Genomic DNA, 20,656 nt, shown 5'->3' with positions numbered 1-20,656 from the left:
CAACGAAAAGCCCCGCCGGCGGACCGGCGGGGCATTGCGGCTGGACAAGCGGTGGGCGCTTACCAGTCTTCGCGAGCGACGACGCGCGTCTTGATCGGCAGCTTCATCGACGCAAGGCGGAGCGCCTCGCGGGCGATGTCTTCGCCGACGCCGTCGATTTCGAACATCACGCGGCCCGGCTTGACCTTGCAGGCCCAGAAATCCACCGAACCCTTACCTTTACCCATCCGAACCTCGGTGGGCTTCGACGTAACGGGCACGTCGGGGAAGATGCGGATCCAGACCCGGCCCTGACGCTTCATGTGACGCGTCATGGCCCGGCGGGCGGCTTCGATCTGGCGCGCGGTGACGCGCTCGGGCTGCAGGGCCTTCAGGCCGAAGGAGCCGAAATTCAGGTCAGAGCCGCCTTTGGCGACGCCCTTGATCCGGCCCTTCTGCTGCTTGCGGTACTTGGTACGTTTGGGTTGAAGCATGTCTCAAACCTCCTCAGCGACGGGGGCCGCGCGGGGCGGGTCCGTCCTGGAGTTCCTGCGCCTTGCGGTCACGCGCCTGGGGATCGTGCTCCATGATCTCGCCTTTGAAGATCCAGACCTTGATCCCGATGATGCCGTAGGGCGTTTCTGCCTCGACGGATGCGTGGTCGATATCGGCCCGCAGCGTGTGCAGCGGCACCCGGCCCTCGCGGTACCATTCGGTCCGCGCGATCTCTGCGCCGCCGAGGCGGCCCGAGACGTTGACCCGGATCCCCAGAGCACCCATACGCATGGCGTTCTGCACGGCGCGCTTCATGGCGCGGCGGAAGGACACCCGGCGTTCCAGCTGCTGCGCGATGCTCTCACCCACGAGACGGGCGTCAAGCTCGGGCTTGCGTACCTCGACGATGTTGAGGTGCAGCTCGCTGTCGGTCATCTTCGAGATCTTCTTGCGCAGCGACTCGATGTCCGCGCCCTTCTTGCCGATGATGACACCGGGACGGGCAGCGTGGATCGTGACGCGGCACTTCTTGTGCGGACGCTCGATGATGATGCGGGCGACGCCGGCCTGCTTGCACTCTTCGTGGATGAACTCGCGGATCGCGATGTCTTCCAGAAGCAGATCGCCGTAGTCCTTGGTATCGGCATACCAGCGGCTGTCCCAGGTGCGGTTGACCTGGAGGCGCATGCCGATCGGATTGGTCTTGTTACCCATTAGGCTTGCTCCTCGATCTGACGCACCTTGATGGTGATTTCCGAGAACGGCTTCATGATGCGGCCGAAACGGCCACGTGCCCGCGGACGGCCACGCTTCATCACGAGGTTCTTGCCGACCCAGGCTTCCGCGACGATCAGCTCGTCGACGTCGAGGCCGTGGTTGTTCTCGGCATTGGCGATGGCGGACTGGAGGCACTTGCGCACGTCCTGCGCCACGCGCTTCTTGGAGAAGGTGAGATCGGTCAGCGCCTTCTCGACCTTCTTGCCGCGGATCATCGCTGCGACGAGGTTCAGCTTCTGCGGGCTCGTGCGGAGCATGCGCAGTTTGGCCATTGCCTCGTTGTCAGCCACGCGGCGGGGGTTCTTTTCCTGGCCCATGACTTACTTCCGCTTCGCTTTTTTGTCGGCCGCGTGCCCGTAATAGGTACGGGTCGGCGAGTATTCACCGAACTTCTGGCCGATCATGTCCTCGGACACGTTCACCGGAACGTGCTTGTGGCCGTTGTAAACGCCGAACGTCAGGCCCACGAACTGGGGCAGGATCGTCGAGCGGCGCGACCAGATCTTGATGACGTCGTTGCGCCCGGATTCGCGGGCGGCTTCGGCCTTCTTCAGGACGTATGCGTCCACGAAGGGGCCTTTCCAAACAGAACGGGTCATGTCTTAGCGCCTCTTCTTGCGTGCATGGCGCGAGCGAAGGATCAGCTTCTGCGACGCCTTGTTGGTGTTGCGGGTGCGTGCGCCCTTGGTGGGCTTGCCCCAGGGCGTCACCGGGTGGCGACCACCCGAGGTCCGGCCCTCGCCACCGCCGTGCGGGTGGTCGATCGGGTTCATCACGACGCCGCGGACGCTCGGGCGCTTGCCCATGTGACGCGTCCGGCCCGCCTTGCCGATGTTCTGGTTCGAGTTGTCGGGGTTCGAAACCGCGCCAACGGTCGCAAGGCATTCCTGGCGGACCATGCGAAGCTCGCCCGACGAGAGCCGGATCTGCGCGTAGCCGCCGTCACGACCCACGAATTGGGCGTAGGTGCCCGCCGCGCGTGCGATCTGACCGCCCTTGCCCGGCTTCAGTTCGATGTTGTGGACGATCGTACCGATCGGCATGCCCGAGAAGGGCATCGCGTTGCCCGGCTTGATGTCGGCCTTCGCAGCAGCCAGAACGCGGTCGCCGATGGCGAGGCGCTGGGGCGCGAGAATGTAGGCCTGCTCGCCGTCATCATACTGGATGAGCGCGATGAAGGCCGTGCGGTTGGGGTCATATTCGATCCGCGCGACGGTCGCGCCAACGTCGAACTTGTTCCGCTTGAAATCGACGATCCGGTAGAGGCGTTTTGCCCCGCCACCGCGGCGGCGTGCCGTGATACGTCCGGTGTTGTTGCGTCCGCCCGACTTGCGAAGACCCTCGGTGAGGGCCTTGACGGGACGTCCTTTATACAGCTCCGAACGGTCGATCAGCACCAGCCCGCGCTGGCCCGGCGTCGTCGGCTTGTACGACTTGAGTGCCATGCTTTCTGTCTTCCGTATGTGCAGCGCGGCTTGCCCCTCTCGGGCGCGCCCCGCCTATGTGTCAGGATGGCGCGTGCCATCCGTCGGATGTAGGCCCCCGTAGGTGCCCGGTTGGAAAGCTCCGAAGAGCAAACGAGAGAGCCCCGGACGAATCCGGGGCTCTTTCGGATGGGTGGCGTTTAGGGGAGTGCGGCGGGGGCGTCAAGGGAGAGGCGCCGTATATAAGGGAGCGCCCGGCGATATATGCGGGGTCCGGTACCCTTGGGTCTCGCACAGGCTCGCGCAAAGGCTCGAAGATGCGCTGAAGTCCGAAGGCGCCACGCCCAAAAAGAAACCCCGGCCGCGTTAGCAGCCGGGGTACTTTGTCGTTCGTGCGGCGACCTGAGCCCCGCCTACCCGCCTCAAAGGCCGGTTGTCACGTCGATCGCGTTGCCCTCTTCGAGCGTCACATAGGCCTTCTTGAAGTCCGAGCGACGGCCGGGGCGGCCGCGGAAGCGCTTCGCCTTGCCCTTGGTGACGGTGGTGTTGACCGCCTTCACCTTCACACCGAACAGTGCCTCGACCGCTTCCTTGATCGCGGGCTTGTTGGCGTCGATGGCCACTTCGAAGACGACGGCGTTGTTCTCGGACGCCATCGTGGACTTCTCGGTGATGACCGGCTTGCGGATCACGTCGTAGTGTTCTGCTTTCGCGCTCATTTCAGTCGAGCCTCCAGTGCTTCGACACCCGCCTTCGTGATCACGAGCGTGTCACGCTTGAGGATGTCATAGACGTTTGCGCCGATGGAGGGCAGCACGTCCAGGCCTTCGATGTTAGCAGCGGCGCGGGCGAAATCGCCGTTGACCTCGGCACCGTCTATGACCAGGGCGCGCTTCCAGCCGAGCTCACGCATCTGCTTGGCAAGGGTCTTGGTCTTGCCGTCGCAATCGGCCGCCTCGATGATCACGAGCTGGCCTTCGCGTGCCTTGGCGGACAGCGCGTGCATGAGTCCGAGCTTGCGGACCTTCTTGGGCAGATCATGCGCGTGGCTGCGCGGCGTCGGGCCCTTGTAGGTACCACCCTTACGGAAGATCGGCGCCTTGCGGGAGCCGTGGCGTGCGCCGCCGGTGCCCTTCTGGCGGTAGATCTTCTTGGTCGAGTAGCTCACATCCGAACGGCCAAGCGTCGAATGGGTGCCCTGCATCGCCTTGTTGCGCTGCCAGCGCACGACGCGGTGCAGAAGGTCGGCACGCGGCTCGAGACCGAAGATCTCGTCGCCGAGCTCGACCGATCCGGCGCTTGCGCCGTCCAGTTTGATCACGTCGAGTTTCATTGCTCGCCATCCTTCTTCTCGTCCGAGGGATCGACGCCGGCTTCCTGCTCGGCTGCGATGTTTTCCTCGGCTTCCTTGAGGGCTTCTTCCTGCTGGGCCGCTTCTTCTGCGAGGCGGGCCTCTTCGGCTGCGCGTGCCTCCTCTTCGGCCTGGCGTGCGGCTTCTTCAGCGGCGCGCTTGGCTTCGTCGGCGGCGGATTTCAGCGCGGCGGGCAGGATGATGCCTTCGGGCTGCGGTTTCTTGACCGCGTCCTTGACGGTGACCCAGCCACCCTTGGATCCGGGCACGGCGCCCTTCACCATGATGAGGCCGCGATCCGCATCGGTCTTGACGACCTGCAGGTTCTGCGTGGTCACGCGGACGGCGCCCATGTGGCCGGCCATCTTCTTGCCCTTGAACACCTTGCCGGGGTCCTGGCACTGGCCGGTGGAACCGTGCGAGCGGTGGCTGATCGACACGCCGTGCGTGGCTTCGAGACCACGGAAGTTGTGCCGCTTCATGCCGCCTGCAAAGCCCTTACCGATCGAGGTGCCGCAGACATCGACGAACTGACCCGCGAAGTAATGGTCAGCCGTGATTTCCTCGCCCACGTCGATCATGTTCTCCGGGGCCACGCGGAACTCGGCGATCTTGCGCTTGGGTTCCACCTTGGCCACGGCGAAATGGCCGCGCATCGGTTTCGAGACGTTCTTGACCTTGGCCGTACCGGCACCGAGCTGCACGGCGGTATAGCCATGCTGATCGGCGGTCCGCTGGGCCACGACCTGCAACTTGTCGAGTTGGAGGACGGTCACAGGGATCTGCTTGCCGTCTTCCATGAAGAGCCGGGTCATCCCGACCTTCTTTGCGATCACTCCAGAGCGCAACATAGGGGTGCCCTCCTTAAACCTTGATCTCGACGTCCACGCCGGCGGCGAGGTCGAGCTTCATCAGCGCGTCCACGGTCTGCGGCGTCGGATCGACGATATCGAGAAGCCGCTTGTGGGTGCGGATCTCGAACTGGTCACGGGACTTCTTGTTCACGTGGGGACCACGCAGAACGGTGAAGCGCTCGATCTTGTTCGGCAGCGGAATGGGCCCGCGCACGTCGGCGCCGGTCCGCTTCGCGGTGTTCACGATCTCCTGCGTGCTCGCGTCGAGCACACGGTAGTCGAACGCCTTGAGCCGAATGCGAATGTTCTGGCTTTGCATTTCTCTGGCCTTCATCGGCTAGTTGGAACCCGAGAGGAGGAGGCAGGACCACCCTGCCCCCTCATCGCGTTCTTGATGTCGCAGGGCAGACGCGGCGCGTCCTGCCCTGCCATTTTGCTCACGCCCGCGGCGCGATTACTCGACGATCTTCGAGACGACGCCGGAGCCGACGGTGCGGCCGCCTTCGCGGATGGCGAAGCGCAGACCGTCTTCCATCGCGATCGGTGCGATCAGCTCGACGGCGAACTTCAGGTTGTCGCCGGGCATGACCATCTCGGTGCCCTCGGGCAGCGTCACGGTGCCGGTCACGTCCGTCGTCCGGAAGTAGAACTGCGGGCGGTAGTTCGCGAAGAACGGCGTGTGGCGGCCGCCTTCTTCCTTGGTCAGGATGTAGACCTCGGCTTCGAACTTGGTGTGCGGCTGAACCGATTTCGGCTTGCAGAGCACCTGGCCGCGCTCGACCGCGTCACGGTCGATGCCGCGCAGAAGCGCGCCGATATTGTCGCCCGCCTCGCCGCGATCGAGCAGCTTGCGGAACATCTCGACACCCGTGCAGGTCGTCTTCTGCGTGTCCTTGATGCCGACGATCTCGAGCTCGTCGCCCACGTTGATGACGCCGCGCTCGACACGGCCGGTGACCACGGTGCCGCGGCCGGAAATCGAGAACACGTCCTCGATCGGCATCAGGAACGGCTGGTCGACGGCGCGTGCGGGCTGCGGGATGTACTCGTCCACAGCGGCCATCAGCTCGCGGATCTTGTTCTCGCCGATCTCGGGATCACGGCCTTCCATCGCCGCCAGAGCCGAGCCCGCAACGATCGGAATGTCGTCGCCCGGGAAGTCGTAGGCGGACAGAAGCTCGCGGACTTCCATCTCGACGAGCTCGAGGAGCTCCTCGTCGTCGACCTGGTCGACCTTGTTGAGGAACACGACCATCGCCGGGATACCGACCTGGCGGCCGAGCAGGATGTGCTCGCGCGTCTGCGGCATCGGGCCGTCGGCGGCGTTCACCACCAGGATCGCGCCGTCCATCTGAGCGGCACCGGTGATCATGTTCTTCACGTAGTCGGCGTGACCGGGGCAGTCGACATGCGCGTAGTGACGGTTGTCCGTCTCGTATTCCACATGCGCCGTCGAGATCGTGATCCCGCGGGCCTTCTCTTCGGGCGCGCCGTCGATCTGGTCATAGGCGCGGAAGTCGCCGAAATACTTCGTGATCGCAGCCGTCAGCGTGGTCTTGCCGTGGTCAACGTGACCGATCGTGCCGATGTTGCAGTGCGGCTTCGAGCGGTCGAACTTTTCCTTTGCCATGATGGCCTCCTTTGTCTTTGGCGGTGCGCCTCAAATGCGCACCCTACGGGGGTAGGGTGCGTGGTCTCCCACGCACCGCTCTTATGCGTATTTCGCCTGGATCTCGTCCGAGATGTTCTGCGGAACCGGGTCGTAATGGTCGAACTGCATCGTGAACTGCGCGCGGCCCGAGGACATCGAGCGCAGCGTGTTGATGTAGCCGAACATGTTGGCCAGCGGCACCATCGCGTTGATCGCGATCGCGTTGCCGCGCGGCTCCTGGCCCGTGACCTGCCCGCGACGGGAGGTCAGATCGCCGATCACGTTGCCGGTGTATTCTTCCGGCGAGATCACCTCGACCTTCATCATCGGCTCGAGCAGCTGAGCGCCGGCCTTGCGAAGACCTTCACGCATCGCCATCCGGCTAGCGATTTCAAAGGCGAGGACCGAGGAGTCCACGTCGTGATACTTACCGTCCACGAGCGCCACCTTGAAGTCGATGACCGGGAAGCCGGCGAGCGGACCGGAATCCATGACCGACTTGATGCCCTTCTCGACGCCCGGAATGTATTCCTTGGGCACCGAGCCGCCGACGATGCGAGACTCGAACGAGTAGCCTTCGCCGGGTTCGGTCGGGCTGATCTCGAGCTTGACTTCCGCGAACTGACCCGAACCACCCGACTGCTTCTTGTGGGTGTAGGTATGCTCTATCTGCTGGCGGATGGTCTCACGATAGGCCACCTGCGGCGCGCCGATATTCGCCTCGACCTTGAACTCCCGCTTGAGGCGGTCGACCAGGATGTCGAGGTGAAGTTCGCCCATGCCCTTCATGATGGTCTGGCCCGATTCGAGATCGGTTTCGACCTTGAAGGACGGATCCTCGGCAGCCAGACGCTGGAGGCCGGCAGACATCTTCTCCTGGTCGGCCTTCGTCTTGGGCTCGACCGCGATCTCGATGACCGGATCCGGGAAAGTCATGGTTTCGAGCACGACCTGCTTGTTCGAGTCGCAGAGCGTGTCACCCGTGGTGGTGTCCTTCAGACCCGCCAGCGCGATGATGTCGCCGGAACCGGCCCATTCGATCTCCTCGCGGGAGTTCGAGTGCATCATCATCATCCGGCCGATACGCTCTTTCTTACCCTTGGTCGAGTTCATCACCGTGCCACCCTTTTCCAGGAGGCCGGAGTAGATGCGGCAGAAGGTAAGCGAGCCGACGAAGGGGTCGTTCATGATCTTGAACGCGAGGCCAGCGAACGGCTGGTCGTCACCGGGCTTGCGCTCGATGTTGCGCGTCTCGGTCTCGTCGTCCGGCGAGAAGCCCATGTACGGCGGCACGTCGAGCGGACCCGGCAGGTAGTCGATCACGGCGTTCAGAAGGGGCTGGACGCCCTTGTTCTTGAACGCAGAGCCCGCGAGGACCGGAACGAAGGAGAGCGACAGCGTGCCCTTGCGGATCAGCGAGCGCAGGGTCGGCAGATCGGGCTCTTCGCCTTCGAGATACGCTTCCATCGCCGCGTCGTCCATTTCGACGGCGTGCTCGATCATTTCCGCGCGCATCTCTTCAGCGCGCTCCTTGAGCTCGTCACGGACGTCCTGAACGACCCAGCTCGCGCCGAGATCTTCGCCCTTCCAGACCCATTCCTTCATGGTCACGAGGTCGACGACGCCTTCGAGCTTGTCTTCCGCGCCGATGGGCATCTGGATCGGAACCGGCTGCGCGCCGGTACGGTCCTTGATCATCTTGACGCAGTTCCAGAAATCCGCGCCGATCTTGTCCATCTTGTTGACGAAGACGATGCGCGGAACCTTGTAGCGGTCGGCCTGGCGCCAGACGGTCTCGGTCTGGGGCTCGACACCGGCGTTCGCGTCGAGAACGCAGATCGCACCGTCGAGAACGGCGAGCGAACGCTCGACCTCGATGGTGAAGTCCACGTGTCCGGGAGTGTCGATGATGTTGAAGCGGAACTTGGCTTCCTGCGGCGTGTCGCCGTAGATGCCGGTCGGGTTCTCGCCATCCTCGGTGCGGAACCAGAACGTGGTGGTCGCAGCGGAGGTGATCGTGATGCCACGCTCCTGCTCCTGCTCCATCCAGTCCATGGTCGCGGCGCCGTCATGGACTTCGCCGATCTTGTGCGACTTGCCGGTGTAGAACAGAACGCGCTCGGTGCAGGTGGTCTTGCCTGCATCGATATGCGCCATGATCCCGAAATTCCGGTAGCGGTCGAGGGAGTATTCACGTGCCATTGGAGTGCCTCAGGCTAGAGAAGTATTACCAGCGGTAATGGCTGAACGCCTTGTTGGCGTCGGCCATCTTGTGGGTGTCTTCGCGCTTCTTCACCGCGGAGCCACGCGACTGAACGGCGTCCATGAGCTCGCCTGCAAGGCGCTCTTCCATGGTGTTCTCGTTGCGGGCGCGCGATGCGGTGATGAGCCAGCGGATCGCCAGCGCTTCGCGGCGCTCGGGGCGAACCTCGACGGGGACCTGGTAGGTCGCACCGCCGACGCGGCGCGAGCGGACCTCGACCGACGGCTTGATGTTGTCGAGCGCCTCGTGGAAGACCTCGACGGGCGCGCGCTTGATCTTGGTCTCGACGCGGTCGAGCGCGTTGTAGACGATACGCTCGGCGGTGGATTTCTTGCCGTCCACCATGAGGTTGTTCATGAACTTGGTCAGAACGCGATCGCCATACTTGGCGTCGGGCAGGATCTCGCGCTTCTCGGCAGAGTGACGACGGGACATGTTTTCCTAATCCTCTTACTTGGGACGCTTCGCGCCGTATTTCGAACGACGCTGCTTGCGGTCCTTGACGCCCTGGGTGTCGAGAACGCCGCGCAGAATGTGGTAACGCACGCCGGGAAGGTCTTTCACACGGCCGCCGCGGATGAGCACGACCGAGTGCTCCTGCAGGTTGTGGCTCTCACCCGGAATGTAGCTGATCACCTCGTAACCGTTGGTCAGACGCACCTTCGCCACCTTCCGCATAGCCGAGTTCGGCTTCTTCGGCGTGGTGGTGTAGACGCGCGTGCATACGCCGCGTTTCTGCGGGCATCCCTCGAGGTGCTGCGACTTCGAGCGCTTGACTTTGGGCTGCCGCGGCTTGCGGATCAGCTGTTGGATCGTTGGCATTCCGGTTTCCCCGTTTAGCTCACATCAGGTGCGGCAGGCCGCGGCCCGACGCTATGGGTTCGTCAAATTCGGTGTCCCGCGCCCTCGCGCAAACACCATCGGTTTCGTCCGCGGGCGCCCCGGCGCGCCATCTTGGGCGCTGCCGTCTCCGGTCTGGTCTCTCGCATCGGACCATGCCGACGCAAAAAGCCGCATGCGTTCCCCGGTTCAGGGAACGACGCGGGAGATACCAGAGGATCGGGGCGCGTGGCCCGGATCATGACCGCTTCAGTTCGTATGTCGGACCGAACGGAAAACGCTTCCGGCTCGGTCAAGATGCGCGGCGTATATGGGGAGTCTCTGGGCTTGTCAACAGCCCTGCACACCCGTGTTCGGCAGGGTTTCTCCGGCGCATTTGCGCTTGTTCCGAAAGGCCCCTGCTGGCACCACTTCACGCGCAGCTCTCTGACAGGATCGCCCCCGATGCAAGTGATTGGCCTCTGCCGGTTCTCCTATCCCGCCGAGGGCGGTTTCCAAGTCGAACACGACAGTATCGAAGAACGCACCGCCTTTCTTTACGCAGCCGAACGGCTCGAGGAGCGGCTGGCGCTGTTCGAGACGATCTGCCTGCCGGGCCTCAAGGTGCAGACCGATCCCGATTTTACCTTCGTCATCCTTGTCGGCGACAGTCTTCCTGCACAGACGCTCTCGCGGCTTCTGGAACTGACCGCCGATATGCCGCAAGCGCGCATCGTCGCAGAGCCGCCTGCGCCACACCGCAAGGTCTGCCAGAAGGTTCTGAACGAGGCGCGGCTCGACCCGGATGAGCCTTGCCTGCAATTCCGGCATGACGACGACGACGCGTTAGCGGTGGACTTCGTGGCCTGTCTGCGCGCGGCGGCGGCCGATTGCGCGCCGCTTCTTGAGAAGCATCGGCTCGTGGGCTTCGACTGGGGGTCGGGATGGCTGATCCGCGCCGATGCAAACGGGCTTTCGGGCGAGCCAGTGTCGCATCCCTATTGGGGCGTGGCGCAGGCGATGGCGGTGAAAGGCGGCGTCCGGCAGAGCGTCATGAATTTCGGTCACCAGAAGATCAACCTGCACATGCCGACCGTTACGTTCAACGATCCGCCCATGTTTCTCCGGGGACATAACGGCTTCAACGATTCGCGGCAGAAGCGGCATGTGAAGCCGCATCCCCTGCCCCGGCTCGATGCCGCCGGCGAAGCGGAGATCCGCGCGCGCTTCGCGGTCGACGCGGACCATGTCAGGGCGGTGTTCGCGCCTTAGCGCGGCACCCCGCGCCGCGCCCGCTTTGCCCCGAGCCGCCGCTCGCGCCGAAGCGTGAACACCCCCGCCCCCACGACAAGGGCCGCACCCGCGAAGGTCAGCGGCTCCGGCCACTCGCCGAAGACGATCAGCCCGAGCGCCAGCGCCCAGAGAAGGCCGGTGAACCGGAACGGCGCGACAGCAGAGATATCGCCCACTCGCATCACCGCGACGGACAGGAAGTATCCCGCGCTGACAAAGATCGCAGAGCCGAGAACCAGCCCGCCCGTGCCCACCGACAGCGGCTGCCATCCCTGGACCAGCGTCAGCCCTGACGCGAAGAGCGTCACGGCGACCGCGGCGGAGAGCGTGACCAGCAGCGACGGCACGCCCGCAGACATCCGCCGCGTCGTCAGATCGCGCACCGTCACGAAAAGGACGGCGATCAGCACATAGACCGAGGCAGCGGTGAAATCCTCGGTTCCGGGGCGCACGATCAGCAGCATCCCGCAGAAGCCGACGCCGATGGCGGCCCATCGCCGCCAGCCGACCTCTTCGCCGAAAAAGAGCGCCGCGCCCAGCGTCACGGTCAACGGCAGCGTCTGCAGGATCGCGGTGACATTGGCGATGGGCAGCGCCAAAAGCGCGGTCAGGAAGAAATAGGCCGCGCCAACCTCCGCGAGCGACCGCAACGCGATCAGCGCCGCATCCCGCCGCGGCACGGCCCTCAGCGCACCCAGCATCCGCGCCAGCATGACAAGCGCGCAAATCGAGATCGCGCCGCGCAGGAGCAGGATCTGCCCGAGCGGCAGCGCCGCCCCCGCCGCCTTCACGAAGGCGTCGTTGATGGTGAAGGCGGCCATCGAGGCCATCATCAGCCCCGCGCCCTTCGCGTTGTCCGCGCTCGGTGTCATGCGGCAAGCGGTAGCACCGCCGCGCGCGCTCCGCCAGATATGGTCCGGCTTGCCCTGCCGAGCCCCAGATGGTCTAATCCACCCTCAACCCAACCACAGAATCCGGGACGAGCAGCTTATGGCCGAAGACCTTCTCGCGGGCCACGTGCCTTCAGATTACGACGCCTCCTCGATCGAGGTGCTCGAAGGGCTCGAACCCGTCCGAAAACGCCCCGGCATGTATATTGGCGGCACCGACGAGCGCGCGCTGCATCACATGGTGGCCGAGGTTCTCGACAACTCGATGGACGAGGCGGTCGCGGGCCATGCCAACCGCATTGAGGTGGAGATCCTGCAAGACGGCTCGTGCCTCGTGCGCGACAACGGGCGCGGCATTCCGATCGATCCGCACCCCAAGTTTCCGGAAAAATCTGCACTCGAGGTGATCCTCTGCACGCTGCACGCGGGCGGCAAGTTCTCGGGCAAAGCCTACGAGACCTCGGGCGGCCTGCACGGCGTCGGGGCCTCGGTGGTCAACGCCCTGTCGGATTCGATGGTCGTCGAAGTCGCCCGCAACCGCGAGCTTTATGTGCAGCGCTTCTCGCGCGGCAAGCCGCTTGGCCCGGTGGAAAAGGCGGGCCAGGCGCCGAACCGGCGCGGCACGACCGTGACCTTCCATGCGGACCCCGAGATCTTCGGCACGCACAAGCTCAAGCCATCGCGGCTCTTCAAGATGGTGCGCTCGAAGGCCTATCTCTTCTCGGGCGTGGAGATCCGCTGGAAATCGGCCATCGACGATGGCGAGACCCCGACCGAGGCCACCTTCCACTTCCCCGGAGGTCTGTCGGATTACCTGACCGAGACCCTGGGCGGTGCGGCCACCTATGCCAGCCAGCCTTTCTCAGGCACGGTCGAGTTCCGCGAACGCTTCGACCGGCCGGGCAAGGTGGAATGGGCGATCAACTGGACGCCCTCTCGCGACGGCTTTCTGCAGAGCTACTGCAACACGGTGCCGACCCCCGAAGGCGGCACGCACGAGGCCGGGTTCTGGGCCGCCATCCTCAAGGGCATCCGGGCTTATGGCGATCTCGCGGGCAACAAGAAGGCGCAGAACATCACCCGCGACGATCTCGTCACCGGCGGCTGCGCGCTGGTCTCCTGCTTCATCCGCGAGCCGGAATTCGTCGGCCAGACGAAGGACCGGCTGGCCACGACCGAAGCCGCCAAGCTGGTCGAAGGCGCGGTGCGCGACCGGTTCGACAACTGGCTGGCCTCGGACACGAAGTCCGCGGGCGCAATCCTTGATTTCCTCGTCCTGCGCGCCGAAGAGCGGATGCGCCGCCGCAAGGAGAAAGAGACGCAGCGCAAATCGGCAACCAAGCGCCTGCGTCTGCCCGGCAAGCTGACCGATTGCACCTCGAAGACGCGCGAGGGCACGGAGCTTTTCATCGTCGAGGGCGATTCCGCAGGCGGCTCGGCCAAGGGCGCGCGGTTCCGCGAGTTCCAGGCCCTACTCCCCTTGCGCGGCAAGGTTCTGAACGTGCTCGGCGCGGCGTCCTCGAAGCTCGGCCAGAATGCCGAGATCAACGATCTCTGCGAAGCGCTCGGCGTCGGGCTCGGCACGCGGTTCAATCTCGACGATCTGCGCTACGACAAGATCATCATCATGTGCGATGCGGACGTCGACGGCGCGCACATCGCCTCGCTCCTGATGACGTTCTTCTTCAGCCAGATGCGACCGCTCATCGATAACGGCCATCTCTACCTTGCCTGCCCGCCGCTCTACCGCCTCACGCAAGGGCCGAAACGCCTCTATGTCGCCGACGAAGCCGAGAAAGAGCTCTGGATGGAGAAAGGGCTCGGCGGGAAAGGCAAGATCGACGTGCAACGCTTCAAGGGTCTCGGCGAGATGGACGCCAAGGACCTGAAAGAGACGACGATGGACCCCGCGACCCGCAAGCTCATCCGCGTGACCATCGACGAGGACGAGCCAGGCGAGACCGGCGACCTCGTGGAACGCCTCATGGGCAAGAAGCCGGAACTGCGGTTCCAATACATCCAGGAGAACGCGCGGTTCGTGGAGGAGCTGGATGTGTGACTGTGGCGTCACGTACCGATGCTAGTCAAGGTGACTTCTGAGAAGTCTCTTCCCAACTCGGTCAACCTAATAAAGCGTTTTCTAATCCATATACTTCGACCACCTAAATTTTTATCTTTCAGTTGTTCCTTGAATGAGATCACTACCTCAGAATCCTCAAGCTCCTGGTACCTTTTTTCGAAAGGCGGAGCGGAAAGATATCCATCCATATTTACATCTACTAGCTTCATTCTTTCAAGGTTATTGAGGCTTGACTTTAATTTTTGTACACTTTCATTACTATAACCAGAGGGAAATACGTTCGCATTAAAGAGTGTGTCAGATACGAGATCAAGCACGTTAATTGAGCCCTCCTTTCCCTTCAAGTCAACAGCGATATAGGGTATTGGCTCGCCCTCCATTATTGTTGCAAAGACCTTTGCATCCAATGGCGTCATACTGGAGATCATTCCTACAAATGCAGGGTGAGCTTTCTGTGCTGTATCGGAATTCATCGCTCCAGCGAAAAGACTTGCAAACATCTCGCTTAACTCTGGCTTATGGCCTCTATACTTTAGTTCACTAATGGTTGGCCCCGCAATCGCTATATCTGGAGATATGATCTTTTCTGGCGGAACATTCTCAAGTTTGGCTGATACGCGCGATTGCACCCACGCTTCTATTTTCTCAGCCCCCCAAACGAGACCTCGCAACGGCGCGAGTGCAGAATTAACCAACTTGCCGACAGTTCCGAGAGCTTTCCCTGTTTCTATTGCAATCGGTTTGATTGCATCATCATAAACCGGAACTGCTTTCGCAAGGTTAGCAGCAGCGTTAATTACTTCACTCACATTATCTTTGCTATCTTCAGCCAACGAGCTACAACCTTTTCTTCTTGCTAAAAAAATTAGGCCTTCGTTAATAATGTGTAGCTTACATCTCAGACATCGGAAAAGTCTAGCAGGCTCGGATAATGTCAGATAGTTCCTGCGATTCTTGGCGTAAGTTTGCGGTTGTTCTTTAAGCACGTAGAGCATCAATGCGCCTGCCCGCGGGATGGCGCTCTAAGGGTGGAACATGGGCGCTTTATGCCTGCCACATCCGCGCTCAGTTCGAATGCAAGCGCTGGCCCGGACAAAGCGCCAGCCCACCGGGGCGGGCAGGCGCTGGAGCGCGGCGGCTGCCAATGGAGCCGCGATTCCGCGCTCTGGGGTACTTCGCTCGAACAACCGCCCACCCCTTCACCCACCGAAACGTGAGCCACCCGTCGCCCCGGCATGATAAACTCACCCCATGCGCCGCCTTCTCCTCGCCCTCACATTCCTTGCCTCACCGGCATTCGCGCAGGACACCGACCTCGAACTGGTGCTCCTCGCCGATGCCTCGGGCTCCATCGACGCCTCCGAGATCGCCTTCCAGCGCGAAGGTTATGCGACGGCGATCACCGACCCCGAAGTGCTCGCGGCAATTCGGAACACCGCCTATGGCTCCATCGCGGTGACTTACGTCGAATGGGCCGCGAACACGGCGGTTGTCGCGCCCTGGACGCGGATCGCGGGGCTTGAGCAAGCCGAAGTCTTCGCCGCAGAGATTCTGTCGAAACCCCGGCAAGCCTATGGGCGCAACGCGATCGGCTCGGCACTTCTCGACGGGCTCGAGCTTATGGAGACGAACGATATCGATGGCTGGCGGCGCGTGATCGACTTCTCGGGCGACAGCGTGAACAACTATTCCGGCCTCTCCATCGCCGAGGCCCGTGCCCGCGTTCTGGCCGAAGGCGTTACCATCAACGCCCTACCGATCCTGCGCCCGAACGATCCGGGCCGCGCACATGGCGGGCTTGAGGCGGCTTACGAGACGCAGATCATCGGCGGGATGGGATCGTTCGTCGTTACCGCCGAAAGCCGCGAAAGCTTCGCCGAGGCGGTCAAGCGCAAGCTCATCCTGGAGATATCGGGGACGCATGCACTTCCCCGCGAGGCCAGCCGCTGAGGGCTTGTCGCCGGTCGCGCTTTGAGCTTCCTTGCACGCCATGCGCCTTCTGATCGTCGCTCTTCTTCTCCTGGCCGCCTGCGGCCGTCCGCTGACGGAGCGCGAGGCGTTCGTTGCCGATGCACTGACGGGCGGCACGGTCGATCCGCGCCCGGTGCGCTTCAACGACGGGCATCCCTTCGCGGCCTACAGCTACACACGGCCAATCCGCCCGCGCCTCACCTGCCAGGACCGCCTGTTTCCACCCTCGAAAGGCGAACGAGTGGAGGTCTCGGCCGGCGCGATCGCGCTTTTCAACCGGGTGATGTGGCGAGAGGACATTTTCCGTGACGACTTCTTCGCCGAGATGCCCGAGGTGATCGACCTCTATTCGGCCATGCTCTTTGCTCACGAGATGACGCATGTCTGGCAATGGCAACAGCGCGAGCGCACGGGCTACCATCCGTTTCGCGCCGCCGCCGAACATCAGCGGAGCGACGATCCGTACCTCTTCGATCCCGACGCGACCGGCGACTTCTTTGCCTATGGCTACGAGCAGCAGGGCTCCTTGGTCGAAGAATATGTCTGCTGCCTGGTGCTCGATCCCGAAGCACCGCGTACGGACCGGCTGCGACAGACGATTTCGGGCGCCATGGACATTTCGGGCCTCGAACGTGTGCTCGAGGCCCGGAACGTCCGCATCCCCTGGGCGGGAGCGGAGACGGAAAACATCTGCCGCTGACGCGCGATCAGAGGCCCGCGACGAACTTGTCGAACTCGCGCTCGGCTTCTTCGCGGGTCTTGCCGTATTTCTTCTGGATCTGGCCGATCATCTGCTCACGATCGCCCTTGGTCTGCTGAACTTCGTCCTCGTTCAGCTCGCCCCAATGCTCGCGCACCTGGCCGACGAGTTCAGTCCAATGGCCTTTGAGTTGGTCGGAATTCATGGCGTGTCCTTTCGCAATTGCACTCCGAATATCCAACGCATCGCCCCGCAGGCCATGTTCCGAAAATCATGCGCCGCGCGCACATCTTCGCCGATCAATCGTCGAGGCTGCCATGCACGGCGAAGGCTTCGAGTTCGGCATCCGGCGCTTCGATGGCGCGATACTCCTCGCGCACGCCCGCCTCGGTCAGCTCGCGAGAGACGCTCAGGATCGTATTCGGGTCGAAATCGTCGCACATCGCCTGCATCTCCGCGATCTCGGCTTCTGCCACTTCGCGCGCCGCATCCTGCGAGGGCGCGCCATAGACCTCCACGAAATGCGTCGCCAGCGTCTCGACAAGGCGCACACGCTCCGCCTCCTCGATCCGGGTGACGGCGACAAAGGTCACGCGCCCGAAGGTCTCGAGCCCGAGCCAGCCGTTCGAGAAGGCCTGCCGCGCCTTGCCCTCGAGATCGCCCTCGCCCCAGTTGGAGAACTCGAACCCGCCCGAGATGCACCATTCCCCGGTGCGGGCCGGGCTGTGGAACACCCGTGTATCGCTTTCGTCGAAATGGATCGCGCGTGCGAGGTTCATTCTCTTTCCTCCATCAGCATCACCAGCGGCAGGCCCTCCGTCCGGCCTTCAACCTTCAAAAGCGCGCCGAGGCGTTCATCGAGACCCACAAGGTGCCCCGTCTGCCCGGCGATCTCTGTCTCTTCGCCGAGCTGCCACAGAAGCGCCGCGTAGTCACGGTGAAGCGCGGCCAAGCCGTCCGTTTCCCAGTCGTGCAGCCAGTGCAGAAGATGCCGGGTCCAGCTTTCCAGAAGCGGCAGCGGCGCAAGTTCGCCGCAGCCTTCGGCGTGAAGCGCGGTCTCTCCCGGCCGCTCGCCGCCCTCGTCCGCCCGTGGCTTGAAGCGCAGCGACAGCCCGAGAACCAACCAGTTCGGCACTGTCTCGACGGGGCCCGGCGCGGCGGCAATCTTGAGCTGGCCCGCCCGTGCTCCGTTGACCAGGACCGGACCGTCCCATGCCAGATGCAGCGCGACTTCCGGCGGCGCGACCGAGCCGAGCGCGTTCTGCAGCGCGACACCGCCGAGCGGAAGCATCACCGCGGCCTCTGCGCGCGGCACATCCGGGGCAAAGACGATGGCCGCATCGAGGTCGGGCGAGACCGGATCGTACAGGACCAACCCGGCCTCTGCCCCGTCCATCGCCGCGCGGATCGCCGCCGCGTAAGGCGTCTCCCCGGCCACCGCCAAGGCTTCAAGAAGTGGCGGCAGGTCGGGACCGGCGGTCATGCCAGGTTGTTCTCCACGAGCCGCCGAGCCACCGACCGGAACGCCTCGGCCTCGGCACTATCGGGCTTGGAGACGACGATCGGCGCGCCTCCGTCCGAGGCCGTGCGAATGTCGAGGTGCAGCGGGATTTCCGCCAGGAGCGGCGCGCCCAGCTTCTCTGCTTCCTTGGCGACACCACCATGACCGAAGATGTGCTCCTCGTGACCGCAATTCGAGCAGACATGCGTCGACATGTTCTCGATCATTCCGTAAAGCGGCACCTTCAGCTGCGTGAACATGTCGATCCCCTTGCGCGCATCGAGCAGCGCGACGTCCTGGGGGGTCGAGACGATGATCGCGCCGTCCACCTGGAATTTCTGGCTGAGCGTCATCTGCACGTCACCCGTGCCGGGCGGCAGGTCGACGATCAGCACGTCGAGCGCGCCCCATTGCACCTGATTCATCATCTGTTGCAGCGCGCCCATGAGCATCGGCCCGCGCCAGACCACGGCCTGACCCTCGTTCATCATCAGCCCGATGGACATCATCGTGACGCCGTAATTCCTCAGCGGCAGGATGGTCTTGCCGTCCGGGCTCGCCGGCCGGCCCGACACGCCGAGCATGCGTGGCTGCGAGGGCCCGTAAACGTCGGCATCGAGCAGCCCCACCCGGCGGCCTTCCGCGGCCAGCGCGCAGGCGAGGTTCGCCGAGACGGTTGACTTGCCGACCCCGCCCTTGCCGCTCGCGATCGCGACGATCCGGTCGATCCCGGGCACTTTCTGCGGGCCTTTCGGTTCGGGCTTGGACGCCCCCTTGAGATCGGGCGGCGGTTTCGGGGCGGAATGGGCGGTCATCACCACCGAGACGGTCTCCGCTCCGTCCAGCGCCTTGACCGCAGCTTCGGCGGCGTCGCGCGCGGGCTTGAACGCCTCGCCCTTGTCTCCCGGCACCTCGATGACGAAACGCACGGACGTGCCTTCGACATTCAATGCCTTGATCCGCCCTTGCGAGACGAGATCACCGCCTGCCGGGTCTTCGATATCTTTCAGCGCGGCCAGAACCGCGTCACGTGTCACAGCCACTTGCGAGCCTATCCCTTGATGGTGCCGGTCACGACATGTTCGAGGTCGAGCCCCTCGACGGTGAGAACGACCTTGGCCTCGAAACTCTGGCCCTCGATCCCGCCTTTCTCGGCGACGGCATCCTCGATCGCCTTCTGCGAGGTGACGCCCACCTGCTTGAGAAACTTCCGCATCGACATGTTCAGGTCTTCGTTCATGGCCGGGGCCTCCTCCGTTTCAGAGCGTTGACCTCTGTAGGACAGGCCCTCTGGCCTTGCAAGCCAAGCGCGCGAGGAGGGTATGCCGATGAACCGGGTCAAACTGCTTCTGGCGATATGGGCTGTCTCGTCGGCGTCGCAAGCCTCGGTCAAGACCGACATGCGCTTTAAACCGACGGTGTCCGAGGCGCGCATACCGACCGGTCTCATGGAGCGTCTGCTGCCACGATGCTTTCGCAGCACCCCCACACGCATCCCGCGCGTCGCCGCCAGTCCCGCAGCGAAGGTCACGCAAGATGAGCCCAAGCTGTTCCCCGGGCCAGACGGCCGCGCCCCGATCGAGCTGCGCTGAGCGCGCTCCTTCCTTTGGATTGGCGAAAATACCGCGGAGAGCACGAGAGGCAGCGCCTCTCGTCCGGACCGCGCGGGCTCGATGCCCGTGCGGACCGGCGCTCAGGGGCCCGTCTGCTCGAGCCGTCCGCCTTGGCGCACCATGACGACGCGCTCTGCCCGGCCCGTCCTGTCATCGGTTTCCACGTAGACGCCCGAAAGCGTCGCCTCGCCGAGCGCGGGCTGGAAGCGGCCCTTCGACATGCCGGTAACGAAGCGGCGGAGCGGTTCTGTTTTCTCCATCCCGATGACCGAATCGTAGTCGCCGCACATGCCCGCATCGGTCAGATAGGCCGTCCCGCCGGGCAGGATCTGCGCGTCCGCCGTCGGCACATGGGTGTGCGTGCCGACAACGAGGCTCGCCTTGCCGTCACAGAAGTGGCCCATCGCCATCTTTTCCGACGTTGCCTCGCAATGCACGTCCACGATGACCGCCTGTGCCTGCCCGCCCATCGGATGCGCCTTCAGGACGCGCTCCATGTGGCTGAACGGGTCGTCGAAGGGCCGCTTCATGAAGACCTGCCCCAGAACCTGCGCCACCAGCACCTTGCGCCCCCGCCGATCCTCGAAGAGCCGGAAGCCCCGCCCCGGCGCGACCTTGGCGAAATTCACCGGCCGGACGATCCGGCTTTCAGCCTCGGCGAATTGCAGCATTTCCTTCTGATCGAAGGCATGATCGCCGAGCGTGACGCAATCGGCTCCGGCCTCGAACAGCAGCTTGGCGTGATCGGCGGTCAGCCCCGCCCCGTTCGAGGCGTTCTCGCCGTTGACGACGACGAAATCGAGCTTCCAGGCCTCGCGCAGGCCGGGCAGACGTTCGGTCACGGCGGCGCGGCCGGCGCGGCCCATGACATCTCCGAGGAACAGGCATCTCATGACCCCTGACTAAGCCTCCGGGGCGCGATTGCCCAGAGGCAAAGCGGCCCTTGCGGCGCGCCCCGTGGCAGTTACCTTGTGGAGCGCAATCCGCGCCCTCTT

Annotated in this window: 26 protein-coding genes; 5 read left to right on the top strand and 21 right to left on the bottom strand. The window is 63.8% G+C overall.

From position 1 onward, the window contains the following. Window positions 1-59: 59 nt before the first annotated feature. From rplP to rpsL, 13 genes are all read right to left on the bottom strand, one after another. Window positions 60-473 carry a 50S ribosomal protein L16 gene (gene rplP / locus FIU91_RS05820; protein ID WP_093013685.1) on the bottom strand — a complete coding sequence of 138 codons (414 nt, stop codon included), beginning with the start codon at window positions 471-473 and terminating at the stop codon, window positions 60-62. A gap of 13 nt (window positions 474-486) precedes the next feature. Beyond that, window positions 487-1,188, bottom strand: a complete 702-nt coding sequence (rpsC, locus tag FIU91_RS05815; RefSeq protein ID WP_093013688.1) for a 30S ribosomal protein S3 — start codon at window positions 1,186-1,188, stop codon at window positions 487-489. Next, the gene (rplV, locus tag FIU91_RS05810; RefSeq protein ID WP_093013691.1) at window positions 1,188-1,568 is read right to left on the bottom strand and encodes a 50S ribosomal protein L22; all 381 of its coding nucleotides are present in this window, start codon (window positions 1,566-1,568) and stop codon (window positions 1,188-1,190) included. The genes rpsC and rplV overlap by 1 nt, the downstream gene beginning before the upstream one ends. Before the next feature lie 3 nt (window positions 1,569-1,571). Then, window positions 1,572-1,850, bottom strand: coding sequence for a 30S ribosomal protein S19 (gene rpsS / locus FIU91_RS05805; protein WP_093013694.1), 279 nt, complete (start codon window positions 1,848-1,850; stop codon window positions 1,572-1,574). 3 nt (window positions 1,851-1,853) lie between these two features. Beyond that, window positions 1,854-2,696 carry a 50S ribosomal protein L2 gene (rplB, locus tag FIU91_RS05800; protein ID WP_093013697.1) on the bottom strand — a complete coding sequence of 281 codons (843 nt, stop codon included), beginning with the start codon at window positions 2,694-2,696 and terminating at the stop codon, window positions 1,854-1,856. 401 nt (window positions 2,697-3,097) lie between these two features. Continuing rightward, a complete protein-coding gene (locus tag FIU91_RS05795) occupies window positions 3,098-3,394 on the bottom strand; it encodes a 50S ribosomal protein L23 (protein ID WP_093013700.1) in 297 nt (98 codons plus the stop codon). Then, entirely contained in the window at window positions 3,391-4,008 is a 618-nt protein-coding gene (gene rplD / locus FIU91_RS05790) for a 50S ribosomal protein L4 (RefSeq protein WP_093013703.1), read from the bottom strand. Before rplD ends, FIU91_RS05795 begins: the two co-directional genes overlap by 4 nt. After that, on the bottom strand, window positions 4,005-4,877 hold the full coding sequence (gene rplC / locus FIU91_RS05785) for a 50S ribosomal protein L3 (protein ID WP_093013706.1): 873 nt from the start codon (window positions 4,875-4,877) through the stop codon (window positions 4,005-4,007). The genes rplD and rplC overlap by 4 nt, the downstream gene beginning before the upstream one ends. A gap of 13 nt (window positions 4,878-4,890) precedes the next feature. Beyond that, a complete protein-coding gene (gene rpsJ, locus FIU91_RS05780) occupies window positions 4,891-5,199 on the bottom strand; it encodes a 30S ribosomal protein S10 (RefSeq protein ID WP_076450108.1) in 309 nt (102 codons plus the stop codon). Between the two features lie 135 nt (window positions 5,200-5,334). Continuing rightward, a complete protein-coding gene (gene tuf / locus FIU91_RS05775) occupies window positions 5,335-6,510 on the bottom strand; it encodes an elongation factor Tu (RefSeq protein WP_152461791.1) in 1,176 nt (391 codons plus the stop codon). Between the two features lie 81 nt (window positions 6,511-6,591). Further along, window positions 6,592-8,733 carry an elongation factor G gene (gene fusA / locus FIU91_RS05770; protein WP_152461790.1) on the bottom strand — a complete coding sequence of 714 codons (2,142 nt, stop codon included), beginning with the start codon at window positions 8,731-8,733 and terminating at the stop codon, window positions 6,592-6,594. A gap of 25 nt (window positions 8,734-8,758) precedes the next feature. After that, on the bottom strand, window positions 8,759-9,229 hold the full coding sequence (rpsG, locus tag FIU91_RS05765) for a 30S ribosomal protein S7 (protein ID WP_093010127.1): 471 nt from the start codon (window positions 9,227-9,229) through the stop codon (window positions 8,759-8,761). 15 nt (window positions 9,230-9,244) lie between these two features. Then, entirely contained in the window at window positions 9,245-9,616 is a 372-nt protein-coding gene (gene rpsL, locus FIU91_RS05760) for a 30S ribosomal protein S12 (protein WP_074257494.1), read from the bottom strand. 462 nt (window positions 9,617-10,078) lie between these two features. Between rpsL and FIU91_RS05755 the strand changes: the two genes are divergently transcribed. Then, complete coding sequence (locus FIU91_RS05755) at window positions 10,079-10,885, top strand: putative rhamnosyl transferase (RefSeq protein ID WP_152461789.1); 807 nt, start codon at window positions 10,079-10,081, stop codon at window positions 10,883-10,885. Here FIU91_RS05755 and FIU91_RS05750 read toward each other — a convergent pair. Then, on the bottom strand, window positions 10,882-11,778 hold the full coding sequence (locus FIU91_RS05750; protein ID WP_152461788.1) for a DMT family transporter: 897 nt from the start codon (window positions 11,776-11,778) through the stop codon (window positions 10,882-10,884). The two genes, FIU91_RS05755 and FIU91_RS05750, sit on opposite strands and share 4 nt — an antisense overlap. A 118-nt stretch (window positions 11,779-11,896) precedes the next feature. Between FIU91_RS05750 and parE the strand changes: the two genes are divergently transcribed. Next, window positions 11,897-13,855, top strand: coding sequence for a DNA topoisomerase IV subunit B (gene parE / locus FIU91_RS05745; protein ID WP_152461787.1), 1,959 nt, complete (start codon window positions 11,897-11,899; stop codon window positions 13,853-13,855). Between the two features lie 8 nt (window positions 13,856-13,863). Here parE and FIU91_RS05740 read toward each other — a convergent pair whose 3' ends face one another. Continuing rightward, the gene (locus FIU91_RS05740) at window positions 13,864-14,871 is read right to left on the bottom strand and encodes a DUF4393 domain-containing protein (protein WP_152461786.1); all 1,008 of its coding nucleotides are present in this window, start codon (window positions 14,869-14,871) and stop codon (window positions 13,864-13,866) included. A gap of 256 nt (window positions 14,872-15,127) precedes the next feature. Here FIU91_RS05740 and FIU91_RS05735 point away from each other — a divergent pair, with 256 nt between their 5' ends. Both FIU91_RS05735 and FIU91_RS05730 read left to right on the top strand, forming a co-directional pair. After that, the gene (locus FIU91_RS05735) at window positions 15,128-15,826 is read left to right on the top strand and encodes a DUF1194 domain-containing protein (protein WP_152461785.1); all 699 of its coding nucleotides are present in this window, start codon (window positions 15,128-15,130) and stop codon (window positions 15,824-15,826) included. Window positions 15,827-15,866: 40 nt separating this feature from the next. After that, on the top strand, window positions 15,867-16,547 hold the full coding sequence (locus FIU91_RS05730; protein WP_093010132.1) for a hypothetical protein: 681 nt from the start codon (window positions 15,867-15,869) through the stop codon (window positions 16,545-16,547). Between the two features lie 7 nt (window positions 16,548-16,554). On the opposite strand, the gene FIU91_RS05725 is transcribed toward FIU91_RS05730, so the two are convergent. From FIU91_RS05725 to FIU91_RS05705, 5 genes are all read right to left on the bottom strand, one after another. Next, window positions 16,555-16,752 (bottom strand): CsbD family protein, encoded by a 198-nt coding sequence (locus FIU91_RS05725; RefSeq protein ID WP_152461784.1) that lies wholly within the window; start codon window positions 16,750-16,752, stop codon window positions 16,555-16,557. Window positions 16,753-16,846: 94 nt separating this feature from the next. After that, entirely contained in the window at window positions 16,847-17,326 is a 480-nt protein-coding gene (locus tag FIU91_RS05720; RefSeq protein ID WP_152461783.1) for a DUF6505 family protein, read from the bottom strand. Further along, window positions 17,323-18,030, bottom strand: coding sequence for a biotin/lipoate--protein ligase family protein (locus FIU91_RS05715; protein WP_152461782.1), 708 nt, complete (start codon window positions 18,028-18,030; stop codon window positions 17,323-17,325). The genes FIU91_RS05720 and FIU91_RS05715 overlap by 4 nt, the downstream gene beginning before the upstream one ends. Then, window positions 18,027-19,091 (bottom strand): Mrp/NBP35 family ATP-binding protein, encoded by a 1,065-nt coding sequence (locus FIU91_RS05710; protein WP_152461781.1) that lies wholly within the window; start codon window positions 19,089-19,091, stop codon window positions 18,027-18,029. The genes FIU91_RS05715 and FIU91_RS05710 overlap by 4 nt, the downstream gene beginning before the upstream one ends. A gap of 8 nt (window positions 19,092-19,099) precedes the next feature. Further along, window positions 19,100-19,288 (bottom strand): DUF6494 family protein, encoded by a 189-nt coding sequence (locus tag FIU91_RS05705; RefSeq protein WP_093010137.1) that lies wholly within the window; start codon window positions 19,286-19,288, stop codon window positions 19,100-19,102. A gap of 88 nt (window positions 19,289-19,376) precedes the next feature. Here FIU91_RS05705 and FIU91_RS05700 point away from each other — a divergent pair, with 88 nt between their 5' ends. Next, complete coding sequence (locus FIU91_RS05700; protein ID WP_152461780.1) at window positions 19,377-19,640, top strand: hypothetical protein; 264 nt, start codon at window positions 19,377-19,379, stop codon at window positions 19,638-19,640. A 101-nt stretch (window positions 19,641-19,741) separates the two neighbouring features. Here FIU91_RS05700 and FIU91_RS05695 read toward each other — a convergent pair whose 3' ends face one another. Continuing rightward, the gene (locus tag FIU91_RS05695; RefSeq protein WP_152461779.1) at window positions 19,742-20,554 is read right to left on the bottom strand and encodes a TIGR00282 family metallophosphoesterase; all 813 of its coding nucleotides are present in this window, start codon (window positions 20,552-20,554) and stop codon (window positions 19,742-19,744) included. Window positions 20,555-20,656: the final 102 nt, after the last annotated feature.

The sequence above is a fragment of the Roseivivax sp. THAF30 genome, assembly GCF_009363575.1.
Lineage (GTDB): Bacteria > Pseudomonadota > Alphaproteobacteria > Rhodobacterales > Rhodobacteraceae > Roseivivax > Roseivivax halotolerans.
The sequence above is the reverse complement of the archived record's forward strand: the minus strand, read 5'-3'. Positions and strand labels throughout refer to the sequence as shown.

What these genes read in the sequence shown, in the direction of transcription:
- FIU91_RS05725 (WP_152461784.1), bottom strand. Translation starts at nt 16,752, where the DNA reads ATGAATTCCGACCAACTCAAAGGCCATTGGACTGAACTCGTCGGCCAG.
- rplC (WP_093013706.1), bottom strand. Translation starts at nt 4,877, where the DNA reads ATGTTGCGCTCTGGAGTGATCGCAAAGAAGGTCGGGATGACCCGGCTC.
- rpsS (WP_093013694.1), bottom strand. Translation starts at nt 1,850, where the DNA reads ATGACCCGTTCTGTTTGGAAAGGCCCCTTCGTGGACGCATACGTCCTG.
- rplP (WP_093013685.1), bottom strand. Translation starts at nt 473, where the DNA reads ATGCTTCAACCCAAACGTACCAAGTACCGCAAGCAGCAGAAGGGCCGG.
- FIU91_RS05795 (WP_093013700.1), bottom strand. Translation starts at nt 3,394, where the DNA reads ATGAGCGCGAAAGCAGAACACTACGACGTGATCCGCAAGCCGGTCATC.
- rplB (WP_093013697.1), bottom strand. Translation starts at nt 2,696, where the DNA reads ATGGCACTCAAGTCGTACAAGCCGACGACGCCGGGCCAGCGCGGGCTG.
- FIU91_RS05750 (WP_152461788.1), bottom strand. Translation starts at nt 11,778, where the DNA reads ATGACACCGAGCGCGGACAACGCGAAGGGCGCGGGGCTGATGATGGCC.
- fusA (WP_152461790.1), bottom strand. Translation starts at nt 8,733, where the DNA reads ATGGCACGTGAATACTCCCTCGACCGCTACCGGAATTTCGGGATCATG.
- parE (WP_152461787.1), top strand. Translation starts at nt 11,897, where the DNA reads ATGGCCGAAGACCTTCTCGCGGGCCACGTGCCTTCAGATTACGACGCC.
- FIU91_RS05740 (WP_152461786.1), bottom strand. Translation starts at nt 14,871, where the DNA reads ATGCTCTACGTGCTTAAAGAACAACCGCAAACTTACGCCAAGAATCGC.
- FIU91_RS05700 (WP_152461780.1), top strand. Translation starts at nt 19,377, where the DNA reads ATGAACCGGGTCAAACTGCTTCTGGCGATATGGGCTGTCTCGTCGGCG.
- rpsG (WP_093010127.1), bottom strand. Translation starts at nt 9,229, where the DNA reads ATGTCCCGTCGTCACTCTGCCGAGAAGCGCGAGATCCTGCCCGACGCC.
- FIU91_RS05755 (WP_152461789.1), top strand. Translation starts at nt 10,079, where the DNA reads ATGCAAGTGATTGGCCTCTGCCGGTTCTCCTATCCCGCCGAGGGCGGT.
- FIU91_RS05715 (WP_152461782.1), bottom strand. Translation starts at nt 18,030, where the DNA reads ATGACCGCCGGTCCCGACCTGCCGCCACTTCTTGAAGCCTTGGCGGTG.
- rplV (WP_093013691.1), bottom strand. Translation starts at nt 1,568, where the DNA reads ATGGGCCAGGAAAAGAACCCCCGCCGCGTGGCTGACAACGAGGCAATG.
- tuf (WP_152461791.1), bottom strand. Translation starts at nt 6,510, where the DNA reads ATGGCAAAGGAAAAGTTCGACCGCTCGAAGCCGCACTGCAACATCGGC.
- FIU91_RS05735 (WP_152461785.1), top strand. Translation starts at nt 15,128, where the DNA reads ATGCGCCGCCTTCTCCTCGCCCTCACATTCCTTGCCTCACCGGCATTC.
- rpsJ (WP_076450108.1), bottom strand. Translation starts at nt 5,199, where the DNA reads ATGCAAAGCCAGAACATTCGCATTCGGCTCAAGGCGTTCGACTACCGT.
- rpsC (WP_093013688.1), bottom strand. Translation starts at nt 1,188, where the DNA reads ATGGGTAACAAGACCAATCCGATCGGCATGCGCCTCCAGGTCAACCGC.
- FIU91_RS05720 (WP_152461783.1), bottom strand. Translation starts at nt 17,326, where the DNA reads ATGAACCTCGCACGCGCGATCCATTTCGACGAAAGCGATACACGGGTG.
- FIU91_RS05695 (WP_152461779.1), bottom strand. Translation starts at nt 20,554, where the DNA reads ATGAGATGCCTGTTCCTCGGAGATGTCATGGGCCGCGCCGGCCGCGCC.
- rpsL (WP_074257494.1), bottom strand. Translation starts at nt 9,616, where the DNA reads ATGCCAACGATCCAACAGCTGATCCGCAAGCCGCGGCAGCCCAAAGTC.
- rplD (WP_093013703.1), bottom strand. Translation starts at nt 4,008, where the DNA reads ATGAAACTCGACGTGATCAAACTGGACGGCGCAAGCGCCGGATCGGTC.
- FIU91_RS05705 (WP_093010137.1), bottom strand. Translation starts at nt 19,288, where the DNA reads ATGAACGAAGACCTGAACATGTCGATGCGGAAGTTTCTCAAGCAGGTG.
- FIU91_RS05730 (WP_093010132.1), top strand. Translation starts at nt 15,867, where the DNA reads ATGCGCCTTCTGATCGTCGCTCTTCTTCTCCTGGCCGCCTGCGGCCGT.